The following is a 12745-nucleotide window of genomic DNA, read 5'->3' as shown; positions in this document are numbered from 1 at the left end:
CTTCGCATCTGTAAAAAAAGAAAGTAAGGATGAGTTTACAAGCCCAAATTATGGATGCCATGAAGTCGGCAATGAAAGCTAAAGATAGCGTAGCTTTAGAGTCTTTACGAGCTATAAAATCGGCTATATTGTTGGCGCAGACAGAAAGTGGTGCTAAAGAGGAATTGACTGAAGAGGCTGAAATCAAATTGTTGCAACGATTGGTCAAGCAACGAAAGGATAGTGCCGCTATTTTTACGGAACAAGGTCGAGCAGATTTAGCTGAACCTGAATTGGCTCAAGCTACTGTGATTGAACAATTTTTACCCGCTCAACTTAGTGAGGACGAGGTGGGTGAAATAGTTTCTAAAATTATCAAATCTACTGGTGCATCTGGAATGCAAGACATGGGAAAAGTAATGGGCGAAGCCAGTAAACAATTAGCTGGACAGGCTGATGGTAAAACCATTTCTACCCTTGTTAAAAAATTATTGAGTTAGAGTATAAAGGCCCCGTAGTTCAACTGGATAGAATATCAGATTTCGGCTCTGAGGGTTGGGGGTTCGAATCCTCCCGGGGTCACTCCTCATTTTATAAATTTATTAAAAAAGCCATTTGAATTACAAGTTCAGAAGGCTTTTTTAATACTTCATTGAATGCTTATTTATCCTTCATCATATTTCTTGTGGTTGATTTTTTTTAAGGCGAACTGATTTTTGTTTGAAATTAAAAAGAATTCGATTATACGATATTTAAAGTAAAATTTATACGATTAACCAAGAAGGAAGAGTTTGCTTGGTTTCACATAATCACTCCTAAACACCTAGGTGAATTCAATCTGTATTTTTGCATGCAATATTTCTAATGGTCTACCCTAATTTTATGATAGGCTTTTAATAGTTGGTTTTTCACTGTTTTTACTGAAATTTCAAGCTTTTCAGCTATTTCTTGGTATTTATAACCGTCCAGTTTGTGAAGTAGAAAAATTTCTTTACATTTTTCTGGAAGAGCGTCAATTGCTTTTTGAAGTTGACGATATAATTCCTCTTTATATTCCGATTCATTTTTTTCTTCTTCTAGGAATACATTTGTGTAAAGTTCATCTGAAAGAGGGATGTTTTCAGTTCGTCCTCGATATTGATTAACAAACTCATTGTAACATGTCCTGAAAAAATAGTTTTTAATTGATGAATGTATGCTTAGAGTTTCCCTTCTTTCCCATATTTTTAGAAATGTACCTTGTACTATATCCTCTGATGTTTGTAAATCATTGGTGAGACCAAAAACATAGGAGAGTAGGGAGTCATACAATGATTCAAATATGAATCGGTACGCTTCCTGATTACCGGTTTTAACCTGGTCTATTAAATAGAAATGATTTTCGAGTGAAAATTTCATCGAAGTATGGGTGTATGGGGGATTAACGGTATGCTAACAATGATTTAACAAAAATGAAAAAAAAATGAGAATCGCGTGGGCCTTTTTTGATTTTTTTTGTCATTATATAGTAAAGTTACCGTGAAGCAATGGTAAACTTATAAAAATGGAATATGAAAGACAATTTGTTTTCAGAATTGGTATTACTATATTTTTCAGGTGAAATATCTGAAGGTGAATTAATCCAGTTAGATTTATTATTAAAAGATAAAGAGAATGCGGAAGAGTTTAAAAAACTAGTTCGTTTGCATATTGACACCAATAAAGCGCTGCATACTACTATAGTTGATAAGGAATTGATTTTAAATAAACTTTTATCTCATGAAGGTAATAAAAAAAGTTTCTCATATAAAAGGTGGTTGCCTTATGCAGCAGTAGGTATCTTGTTTATTAGTCTCGGATATAAGTTGTTGTTCCCAACTCATAAAATTACTGAACAGCAAATGAATGAAGACGCAATAACCCTTCAATTATCTGACAAGTCAATAAAGAATTTGGGTCCAGACGGCACATTGACTTTTGAAACTCCATCAGGAGTCCAAGTAGAGCAGTATGGAGATACAATTATGTATAAACCTACCTCTAATTCAACCGCGGAAATGGCGTACAACCAGATTTATGTTCCATATGGTAAAACATCTGTGTTAGTGCTTAGTGATGATACTAGGATAGTGCTTAACTCTGGGACTAAGATTAAGTTTCCAGAAAGTTTTAAATTAAAAGGGAATAGGGAAGTAGCAGTAGAAGGAGAAGCTTTTTTTCAAGTGGCTAAAGATGCTGATAGGCCTTTTATTGTCAATTCTGGTGAGGTTTTCATTAGAGTGTTAGGGACTGAATTTAATGTTAATTCCTATCGTGATAATGGTGCTGTGGAGACGGTGTTAATTGAGGGAAAAGTGGCTTTGTATACGAACCAGAATGGATATGGGGATTTAGCATCTGTAAGGCTTGATCCCGGAATGAAAGGGAGTTTTAATGAAGGAAGTGAAGGATTTCAGGTGGAAAATGTTAATGTGTCTACCTATATAGCATGGTTAAAAGGAGAGTTGATTTTTGAAAAGGAAATGTTTAGTGCTATTGCAAAGGTTCTAGAACGCTCCTTTAATGTGAAAATTCATTTTGAAAATGAAGCTATTCAAAATCAAAAGTTTGTAGCTAAGTTTCAAGGAGAGTCAATTACTCAAATTTTAGAGTCAATGAAGCAAAGTTATGATTTTGAGTATGTAATTAATGATGATGATATCTATATAAAGTCAGTAATTAATAACCTAAACTAATAATAAATTAAAAGCCTATGATAAAACCAACATCCATGTGATATGAGGAAAGAATCGGGAAATGCTGCCACATTTCCCGATGAAATAGAACGAATTTTAAAATTTTAAAAAACATTCAACCAATACAAAAGTATGAAAAAAACCACCAAATTAATTGGGATGCAGTCCTGTACCCAAAATTTAAAGCTAAAGATGAGACTTTCCCTAATTTTAGTTTTTGTCGCTTTGTTAAGAATAAACGCCAACACCTACTCGCAAAACATAAGAGTTTCATTTGAACTCAGACAAGTAACGTTGGAAGAGTTATTTAGCAAGATTGAAGAGATTACACCTTATAAATTTCTTTACCATGTTGAAGGAGTTAATCTTAGTCGTAAAGTAAATGTGTCAGTTTTTAAAACACCATTAAGTAGAGTACTTGATGATGTATTCAAGGATACAGATATACGCTATCAACTTCTCGATAGACAAATTGTGTTACATACAAATCATTCAGATAATTTTTCTATAAATAGCGTTTTACAGCAAACTATTATTGGAAAGGTAACCGATACCAAAGGCAATCCATTACTTGGGGTGACTATCTTGGTCAAGGGAACACAAACAGGTACTACTACCGATGCTGATGGACAGTTTGAAATTAAAGCGGATGTAAATGACATCTTGGTTTTGACTTATCTTGGATTTGCAAAAAAAGAAGTGGTAGTTGGGAATCAAAAGGAAATTACAGTGACCCTGGATGAAGAAGCAAGTCAACTAGAAGAAGTGGTACTTGTTGGTTATGGATCTCAGAAAAGAAAAGATATTACTGGATCTGTTTCAAGAGTAAATGCGGTAGAAATTAATAAAATGGCACCGGTTAATTTCGATAATGCAATTGTAGGGAGAGCTCCAGGAGTATATGTTGTACCTTCATCTGGTGCGCCAGGTGCACCAGCTGCAATTAGAATTCGAGGAATTACTTCGGTACTAGGAAATAATGAGCCATTGTATGTTATAGATGGTGTTCCAATCGAATTAGGTCAAGGTCAGGGAAATTCTTTTTATTCTGAAAGTTTTTCAAATTCCATTTCTCCACTTGCATCTATTAATCCACAGGACATAGAAACAATCGATATTCTTAAAGATGCATCAGCTACGGCAATTTATGGTTCAAGAGGTGCAAATGGTGTAATTATTATCAATACCAAAAAGGGAAGTTATTCCTCAGTTCCAAGCATTAGTTTTAGTTCAATGACTACGGTTTCAAGTTTCTTTAACAAGTACAAGATGCTAAACAGTGATGGATTTCATAAGGTGATCAAGGATGCATACACAAATGCAGGAAGACCTCTACCTGATGATGAAGATTTATATCCTTTTGGTGAAGATGTTTATACCAATTGGCAAAAGGAGACAAGTCAACCAGCGGTAAACACCAACTACTATTTGAATATGAATGGTGGTTCGTTAAATGGAAATACTATGTATTCTGTTTCTGCGGGAATTACAGATCAAAATGGACCTATCTATAATACTTCCTATAAAAGAAATAACATACGTACTAAATTAGAAACAAAAGCTTCTGAAAAGTTAAGGATAGGTGTGAATTTTAATTATACCGATTCAAAGAATAAAGGTAGCAATACTACCTTCTATTATCAGACAATACGCTATCGTCCTGATATACCTATATACGATGAAGCAGGTGAGTATGCTGCTGATCCAAATAGTATTTACTCCAATCCTTGGGTTAAGGTGCGCTATCCATCATACGTAGATTCAAAAAATTTATTGATTTCACTTTTTGGTGAATATCAGTTGACCAAGGGAATGGTTTTTAAATCTACTTATTCGTATACAAAGGGAGATAATTTTAGTTTCCGCTATACACCTAGTTATGATGTTTTTGAAAAGAGAAATAATCGTAAAGGAACTTTAAATCAGAATGAATCTGGATATTATTCGCGTATTTTCGACAATACACTTACGTATAATAAGAGCATAGATAAACATAGTATTAATTCAGTGTTAGGTGTATCGTATACCCAAAATGAGAGTGAATATCTGAGTATCAATGCTACTGATTTCCCTGATGATTTTGTAATGGTAACACCTGGAGCTGCTTCTAGTCAAACCCTTTCTAGTGGAGGAACTATTAGTGGTTTGTCTTCCTATTTTTTAAGAGCCAATTATAATTATGACGATATTCTTTATCTCACATTTACAGGGCGTGCAGATAAGTCAACCAAATTTGGGCCCAAAAACCGTTGGGGATATTTTCCTTCTGGTGCAGTATCATGGAGGCTATCTCGGATGAAGTTTATGGATGATGTAACATTCGTTGATGATTTAAAGTTTAGAACTTCATTTGGAAAAACTGGTTCAGCTAATTTCTCAGATTTTCAATATGCTACTTTTTTTGGTTCAGGAAGTTTCTATGACAATAATAATGGAGTAGTAGCTAACACGATTCCTAACCCTGCTATTCGCTGGGAAACAACCAATCAATTGGATATAGCCATTGATTACTCATTAATGGATAGAAGAATAAATGGATCATTTGGTTATTTCAATAAAAAGACTTCAGATCAGATTTTGTCAAGAGATGTTATTTTGGAAACCGGAGGTACAAGTCAGTTTGCTAACATAGGAGATTTTGGAAATAAAGGTTTTGAGTTTCAAGTAGGAGTTGATGTATTTAGAGAAGGAAAGTTTCAATGGACAACTGAATTTAATGTGTCAACTATTAAAAGTAAAGTGCTGCATTTAAATGGAGGCTATTATCGTAATTTGATTGAAGGGGAACCTATTAGCTATTTTTCTGGGTATAAAGTAGCTGGGATTTTCCAATCACAGGATGAGATCGATACATTAAATTCAGCTTCTCCAACTGGAGTATACCAATCAGGAAATACAGCTCCTGGAGATTTTAAATATGTGGATGTAAATGGTGATGGATTTATTGGAACTGATGATAATGGGGTTATTGGAAAAGCGGAACCTGATTTCTTTGGAGGTTGGAATAATATCGTACGCTTTGGAAACTTTGAACTTTCCGCCCTGTTTAATTATAGTGTTGGGAATTACTTGTTTAATAGCAATAAGCGTGATTTGTTAATTTACAGCAATGAAGGGTCCAATTATTCAACCGATATTCTTAATGCATGGAGTCCGACTAATTCATCTAGCAGTATTCCAAGATTAGTGGCTGGCGATCCTAATAATAACAAAAGAACGTCAGATTTCTTTATTGAAGATGCTTCTTTTATTAAATTGAAAAATATTCATCTCACCTATAAGTTTAACCCTAATCTACTTAAAAAGATTTTTGTTCAAAGAGCTAGCATTTCATTATCTGCCAGCAATGTTTTTGTAATTACTTCTTATAGTGGACTAGATCCCGAAGTCAATTACAGTGCTGCTAGTAACTTCAACCAAGGTTATGATAGTGCAGCATATCCACCAGTTAGAACATTTACCCTTGGATTAAACTTAAACTTATAATGATTATGAAACAGTTATATAGAAAAATAGTTACAATATTTACCCTTACAGGGTTATTAACAACTTCGTGTGATATTATTAATGTTACGGATGTTGATCCCGTATATCAGGTTTCTGAAGACAAGGTAATTACTAATATTGATCAAGCTCAAACAGTACTTTATGGAGTGTACGGAAGTTTGGTAAAAGGATTAGATTATATAGTATATATGCCCTCTGTAACGTCACTAATGGGCACTACAATGAAACCCGGAATTTGGGGAGGAGGTTCAGAAAATGCATTTTTCATAAATGATGTCAATCCTGATAACTCCTATTTAGAATTAATGTATTCCAAGATGTATTTTCTAATCAACAATGCCAATCATGTGATTACTAAAACTGAATTATTAAATACTGAGGATTCTCGTAAGGAAGAAATAATTGCAGAAGCGAAGTTTTTGAGAGCGCAGGCACATTTCTATTTACTTAGGTTGTTTGGTGAATTTTTTGATACGAATTCAACTTTTGGTATTGTGTTAAAGACGATGCCTATTAGTAATGCGGATGCCCAGCCTCGTGCATCAGTTGCAGAGACTTATGAATTAATACTAGAAGATTTAGATTATGCCATATCACACGCTCCTGATTTTTCTAGTACATTCTATGTTTCTAAAATTGCCGCTAAAGCTCTAAAGAGTAAAGTGGCACTATACCAAAAGGACTACAGTACTGCGGCTTCTTTGGCTAGAGAAGTACTTGATTCTGATGAAAGAGAATTAGAGGAAAGCTATGCAGATATTTTTACTAAAAAAGTGGTAAGTCCTAATGAGGTTATTTTTCAAACTCCTTTTGATAATCTAAATAATAGAAATAATAAGGCATTTATGTTAAGAGTCTATTTTGAATTGTCTGATGAATATGTAGCCTTGATGGAAAATGATGCACGTTATGGGGCAGCTGTAGCAGTTACCTCAGCAGGTAGCATTCGAAACAATAAATTCAATGGAGCAACCTATAACGGTGTTCCACTTACAGCCGATACGGAGTATTTCTTAAGATTGGATGAAATTTACCTTATATATGCTGAAGCCATATTAAGAGCTGAAACTGATGTAGAGGCTTCAAGATCGGCACTTAATGTTATTAGAGAGCGTAGTGTTAATCCACTAGTAACAACAGCTGTTCCCTCAGAATTACTAGAGGCTATAAGAATTGAAAAAATCCTAGAATTAGGTGCTGAAAGTGGTGAAGAATGGTTTGATCTTGTACGTTTTCACAAAGAAGGAGATATTAATATTAATGATTTCAAAGAGCTTTCTTCTGAAACTCGATTAATACTTCCATTACCAATTCAAACCGTTGAATTGTCAAACAATGTTGTTAAACAAAACTCTGGATATTAATGAGAAAAATATTTATTATAACAGTTGCCTTTCTGATTTCGTTTTCATGTAAGCAGAAAGAAGAAAGAAAAAATAGTACTTACGATGATATAAATTTTCTAGAAGGTAATTTTCAAGAAATGCTGGATAAGGCAGCCATTGAAGATAAGCTTGTGTTTATTGATTGCTATACCTCTTGGTGTGCGCCATGTAAATGGATGGACAAAAACGTTTTTGTAAAAGAAGAGGTATATACTTTTTTCAATGAGAATTTTATCAATTATAAGATAGATATGGAGAAGGGTGAAGGTCCAGCTCTAGGAAAACGATATAATGTAAATTCATATCCAACATATCTATTTGTAGATAGTAAAGGGAACCTAGTTCACTTAGCTAAATCTAGAATGGAGGTGGAAGAGTTTATTCAAGAGGCTAAAAATGCTTTAAATCCGGAAAAGGCATTTGGGAAACTGACTGAAAAATATCAAAGTGGGACTATGAATCTAAATCAATTGGCTTCTTATGCGATACAATTAAATAAATTAGGAAGTCGTGATGGCGGTAAGATAGTTGATGAAATCCTAAAAAAGGCGGATAGCCAATGGATGAAGTCAGAAATTGGTTGGGATTTGATCGAGAGTTTTACTAAAGATAAGGAATCAGAATTGTTTAAAGTTTTGAATGCAAATAGGGATTTCTATGAGCGAAGTTACGGCAAAGAGAAAATTTACTCTATTTACCGAGGAATTTTACAAAGAGAGTTATATCAATATTCAAGAAATGGAGAAAAGGAAATGTTTTTTCAAAGTCTGGATTCTTTAAAGGCATTGAACGCTCCTATTCGTGATATTGCCATTATGCATAGTAATTTTTATTTGCAAAATCTAGATGTTGAATCCTATATAGAGACTTCAGACATGTATGTAGACCAATATCTCCAGCAGGATGAAGAAACAATAGCATTTATAGCTAGATCCGTATTAAATTATCATACAGAGGATAAAGCCTTAATGCAACAAGCAGCCAAAATTATTAAGAAAGCGTACGCTATGGCTCCTGATAATTATGGGATTGTTAGTACATATGCGCAAATTTTAGGGCACATTGGTGAAAAAACAGAAGCTATTAAAGCTGCTGAGTTAGCAGTAGCAATGGCTGATACAATAAGTAGTAAGGTTAAAGATCGTGCCTTGAAAAACCTTGAAGAAATCAAAGCTTTAAAATAAGATTTCGAGGTAAAGTACTTTAACAATTTTATGCAATAATTAATACCGTCTTTCAACTTGGAAGACGGTTACTTTTCCTTTTTTAAAACTTAAGAAAATGATAAAAAAAGTTCTGTCGATCACGATGGTGCTCACTCTCTTATTGGGATGTGAAAAAGATGTTACGCCTGCACCCAAGACAATTTTAACGGGTTCTATAATAAACCCAACGGATTCCCTACTTACCATAGTTGGTAGTGATCATTTTAGGGATACTATAAAAGTTGATACTAATGGTAAGTTTAGAGATACATTGGATTTAATGCCGGGTTCTTATTTGTTATCCTATGGAAAACTTTTTTGGAGAGTGTACACTGAGAATGGGTATGAATTAGATATTTCATTCAATACTAAAAGATTTAATGAAACATTGGCCTATAAAGGAATTGGAGGGAATGAAAACACCTATGTTTTTGCTAAACTGCAAAAACAACGTACAGAAATGGGGTTAAGAGAAGAAGCAATGAATATAATTAATGATTCTAGTCTTATACAATTGGAAACTTTAAGAGAACAAGCCTTGCTATTTTTAGAACAAAATTCTACTCTTTTGCCTTCCTTCAAAACATTAGAAAAACGTAATATAGGCTACGGGTATTTACTGGACCTTAAAAGACTTCAAAAAAGAGATACGATAAAAAATGTTACAGGCTTGAACAAGGAAATAGAAGTTTTGGAAAGAGAGCTCACATATGATAATGCTATGGATTTTTTGTTTTCAAGCAGTTATAGACGCCTTGTGGAGGATTACTACAGGGATCTTGCTAAAAGTTCTGCTTTAGCAAATGGAAGAGATCAAGACATAGCCTACTTGCAAAGTATTTTAAAAAACGGAAATGATACTATTAAAAATAGTTTAGCATTTGATTTTGCAAAATATGGAATTACCTATACCAATGATTTAGAAGCTTTTTATGAATTGTATGTAGAAATAGCCACCAACGCTCATTATAAGAAAGTCGTGGCTGAAGATTATGAAATTTTACGAAAGGTGGCCAAAGGAGCACCATCACCAAATTTTGAAAATTATGAAAATTATTTAGGAGGTAAAACATCTCTTAGTGATTTGGAAGGTTCATATCTTTTTATAGATGTATGGGCAACATGGTGTGGTCCATGTAGATATGAAATTCCATATTTGAAAAAACTTGAAGAAAAGTACCATGGCAAAAATATTCGATTTGTGAGTATATCAATTGATAGACATAAAGATCGTGATAAATGGAAAGAAATGGTTAAGAGTAAAGAATTGGGAGGTGTGCAATTGTTAGCGGATAGTGATTGGGAATCCTCATTTGTCAAATCATATCTTATAAAGGGGATTCCTCGGTTTATAATTCTTGATCCTAAAGGGAATATTATAGATGCTAATTCACCAACACCCTCTTCTGGTGAACTTGAAGCAATTTTTGATGAGTTTGAATTGTAAATGAATGGTTATATAAAGTGAAAATCTTTCGTTTTATGATAACAAAAGTTAACACATGTGTATCGAGCAATATGTTTAAAAAAATATTTTTAGGAGTACTTTTATTTTTTTCTGGCACCTTATATTCTCAGATGGTCACGCCAGTGGAATGGGGAGTAGAGGTAGAAGAAGTATCCTCCAGTGAATTCAATCTAATTTTTAATGCCAAAATAGAGCCTCATTGGCATCTGTATTCACAGCATTCGCCTGAAGGAGGCGCACTACCTACTGTATTCACCTTTTCGAATGCAGGAACTGATTATGAATTGGTAGGTGAAACAGAAGAAAGTGAAGCGATAACAGATTATGATAAAGTATTTGAAATGAACCTCACTTATTTTGAGGACAAAGCTCGTTTTGTTCAAAGAATAAGGCTTTTGAATCAAAATGTGTCCACTATCTTGGCGGAGATAGAATATCAAGCCTGTGATGATGAACAGTGTATTTTTGATAGTACCGAAGTTAATTTCATCATTTCTGAAAATCATAGTGCTACTGAGGAAGTTGCAAGTATTAAGGACGGTCAAGAATCATCAATATCCTCTGATTCAGACACCTCAAATACCACCCCCCAACGAGGCCTATGGTCGATATTTATCATCGCTTTTTTCTCTGGTTTTGCGGCTCTTTTAACCCCATGTGTGTTTCCGATGATTCCGATGACGGTTAGCTTTTTCACCAAGCAAAGTAAGACCAGAGCTAAAGGGATCAAGAATGCTATTTTGTATGGGATCTCCATTATAGTGATCTACGTGCTCCTAGGCTCGTTAATCACAGGAATCTTTGGAGCAGACTCCTTGAATGCTCTTTCGACCAATGTATGGTTTAACCTTTTGTTCTTTTTGTTGTTGCTGGTCTTTGCTGCCTCTTTTTTAGGAGCCTTTGAAATCATGCTACCCAACTCATGGGCCAATAAGGTAGACCGTCAGGCCGACAGAGGCGGGCTACTAGGGATTGTCTTTATGGCCCTGGCTCTAGCCATAGTTTCCTTCTCCTGTACCGGTCCTATTGTAGGTACCCTTCTAGTAGAGGCAGCCAGTAAAGGGGGAATTGCCCCCATCATAGGGATGCTCGGATTCTCTTTGGCCCTAGCCTTACCCTTTATGCTATTTGCGATGTTCCCCGGCTGGTTAAACAGTCTCCCAAAGTCAGGAGGCTGGTTAAACACAGTGAAAGTAGTACTGGGCTTTTTAGAACTAGCCCTAGCCTTTAAGTTTTTATCAAATGCCGATTTGGTATTACAGTTACACCTATTGGAGCGAGAAGTATTTATCGCCATCTGGATTGCTATATTTGGGACCCTGGCCTTTTACCTATTTGGGAAGCTTCAGTTACCCCATGATTCCCCTGTGAGTCATATCTCTGTGGGACGACTAGGTCTAGGCCTTTTAGTACTATCCTTTACCATCTATATGATCCCTGGCCTTTGGGGCGCCCCATTAAACCTTATCAGTGCCTTTCCACCCCCACAGCACTATAGTGAATCCCCTTATGGAGTGGGGTATACCCAACTAGGTAGTGGCGGTGTTGATGTAAGCGGAGAGAACTTACCAGAGGGAGCTCATCTACTGGCCCCACATAATATCGTCGCCTTTACCGATTATGACAAAGGACTAGCCTATGCCAAGGAAGTAGGCAAACCAGTGATGCTAGACTTTACCGGCCATGCCTGTGTGAACTGTCGCAAGATGGAGCAGCATGTATGGGTAAAGCCTGAGGTACTGAGCATTCTAAAGAATGAAGTGGTGCTAATCTCATTGTATGTAGACGACAAGCGAGCTTTAGAGGCGGATGAAGTGGTAGACTCGAAGCTTCGCCCTGGTAAGAAGTTGAAGTATATAGGTCAGAAGTGGAGTGAGCTACAGACGCTGCGATATCAGACCAATTCTCAACCTTTTTATGTTCTTATGGACCATCAGGAGGAGAATCTGAATACGCCCGTAGGCTATACCCCAGATGTGGAGGCCTACCATAACTGGTTACAAGAAGGAATCTCCCAATTTAAATAACATGATAAACATGTAAAACCGCTTAAAATCTTACTGATTTTAAATTTGAATTAGCTAGCAAAGGCTGTGAGACACTCACAGCCTTTCAATTTAATAATTGGAAATTATTTGTTTAAACTTGGATTATATTAGTAAAGGGATTTAACTTTCTCATTTTAGTGAATTGCAGTCATTTTAATGCCTTATCTTGTTATAAATGAGATGTTTCTTGAATATTAAATTCGTTGAAAGGGGTATTTTCCTCGATAAACTGACTCTCATTTTTATTAATAAAGTGTTAATTTTGATTGTTTGTTAGTGCGCTCGTTGTGAGCTATTTAGATCGTTATTGTTAAAAAGCCATCTCCCCTTTTCTTTTTAGCAAAAATTAAGAACCACATTATATACTCGCCCAAAGAATTATTTCCCTATGATTTAGGTCTAGGTTTTGCCCCTGTTTTATTATTTAATAGCAGACTTA

The 12745-nt window shown here is 35.2% G+C and carries 8 protein-coding genes and 1 tRNA gene; 8 read left to right on the top strand and 1 reads right to left on the bottom strand.

All coding sequences use genetic code 11. The features are described from left to right. Window positions 1-29: 29 nt before the first annotated feature. Window positions 30-479, top strand: a complete 450-nt coding sequence (locus PT603_RS09125) for a GatB/YqeY domain-containing protein (RefSeq protein ID WP_008237224.1) — start codon at window positions 30-32, stop codon at window positions 477-479. Between the two features lie 8 nt (window positions 480-487). Further along, window positions 488-561, top strand: a tRNA-Arg gene (locus tag PT603_RS09120). A 279-nt stretch (window positions 562-840) separates the two neighbouring features. On the opposite strand, the gene PT603_RS09115 is transcribed toward PT603_RS09120, so the two are convergent. Next, on the bottom strand, window positions 841-1377 hold the full coding sequence (locus tag PT603_RS09115; RefSeq protein ID WP_008237226.1) for an RNA polymerase sigma factor: 537 nt from the start codon (window positions 1375-1377) through the stop codon (window positions 841-843). 152 nt (window positions 1378-1529) lie between these two features. On the opposite strand from PT603_RS09115, the gene PT603_RS09110 reads away from it, so the two are divergent. The 6 genes from PT603_RS09110 to PT603_RS09085 all read left to right on the top strand — a co-directional run bounded on the left by PT603_RS09110 (window position 1530) and on the right by PT603_RS09085 (window position 12285). Next, on the top strand, window positions 1530-2693 hold the full coding sequence (locus PT603_RS09110) for a FecR family protein (protein ID WP_008239960.1): 1164 nt from the start codon (window positions 1530-1532) through the stop codon (window positions 2691-2693). Between the two features lie 132 nt (window positions 2694-2825). Then, window positions 2826-6179, top strand: a complete 3354-nt coding sequence (locus PT603_RS09105) for a TonB-dependent receptor (RefSeq protein WP_008239961.1) — start codon at window positions 2826-2828, stop codon at window positions 6177-6179. 5 nt (window positions 6180-6184) lie between these two features. Further along, complete coding sequence (locus PT603_RS09100) at window positions 6185-7564, top strand: RagB/SusD family nutrient uptake outer membrane protein (protein WP_162097726.1); 1380 nt, start codon at window positions 6185-6187, stop codon at window positions 7562-7564. Further along, window positions 7564-8769, top strand: a complete 1206-nt coding sequence (locus PT603_RS09095) for a thioredoxin family protein (protein ID WP_008239963.1) — start codon at window positions 7564-7566, stop codon at window positions 8767-8769. Before PT603_RS09100 ends, PT603_RS09095 begins: the two co-directional genes overlap by 1 nt. Before the next feature lie 97 nt (window positions 8770-8866). After that, window positions 8867-10237: a TlpA family protein disulfide reductase gene (locus tag PT603_RS09090; RefSeq protein ID WP_050951141.1), complete on the top strand. Its 1371-nt coding sequence runs from the start codon at window positions 8867-8869 to the stop codon at window positions 10235-10237. Window positions 10238-10308: 71 nt separating this feature from the next. After that, complete coding sequence (locus PT603_RS09085) at window positions 10309-12285, top strand: protein-disulfide reductase DsbD family protein (RefSeq protein ID WP_309258608.1); 1977 nt, start codon at window positions 10309-10311, stop codon at window positions 12283-12285. Window positions 12286-12745: the final 460 nt, after the last annotated feature.

This window comes from Imtechella halotolerans (assembly GCF_028743515.2).
Lineage (GTDB): Bacteria > Bacteroidota > Bacteroidia > Flavobacteriales > Flavobacteriaceae > Imtechella > Imtechella halotolerans.
The sequence above is the reverse complement of the archived record's forward strand: the minus strand, read 5'-3'. Positions and strand labels throughout refer to the sequence as shown.

What these genes read in the sequence shown, in the direction of transcription:
- PT603_RS09125 (WP_008237224.1), top strand. Translation starts at nt 30, where the DNA reads ATGAGTTTACAAGCCCAAATTATGGATGCCATGAAGTCGGCAATGAAA.
- PT603_RS09115 (WP_008237226.1), bottom strand. Translation starts at nt 1,377, where the DNA reads ATGAAATTTTCACTCGAAAATCATTTCTATTTAATAGACCAGGTTAAA.
- PT603_RS09110 (WP_008239960.1), top strand. Translation starts at nt 1,530, where the DNA reads ATGAAAGACAATTTGTTTTCAGAATTGGTATTACTATATTTTTCAGGT.
- PT603_RS09105 (WP_008239961.1), top strand. Translation starts at nt 2,826, where the DNA reads ATGAAAAAAACCACCAAATTAATTGGGATGCAGTCCTGTACCCAAAAT.
- PT603_RS09100 (WP_162097726.1), top strand. Translation starts at nt 6,185, where the DNA reads ATGAAACAGTTATATAGAAAAATAGTTACAATATTTACCCTTACAGGG.
- PT603_RS09095 (WP_008239963.1), top strand. Translation starts at nt 7,564, where the DNA reads ATGAGAAAAATATTTATTATAACAGTTGCCTTTCTGATTTCGTTTTCA.
- PT603_RS09090 (WP_050951141.1), top strand. Translation starts at nt 8,867, where the DNA reads ATGATAAAAAAAGTTCTGTCGATCACGATGGTGCTCACTCTCTTATTG.
- PT603_RS09085 (WP_309258608.1), top strand. Translation starts at nt 10,309, where the DNA reads ATGTTTAAAAAAATATTTTTAGGAGTACTTTTATTTTTTTCTGGCACC.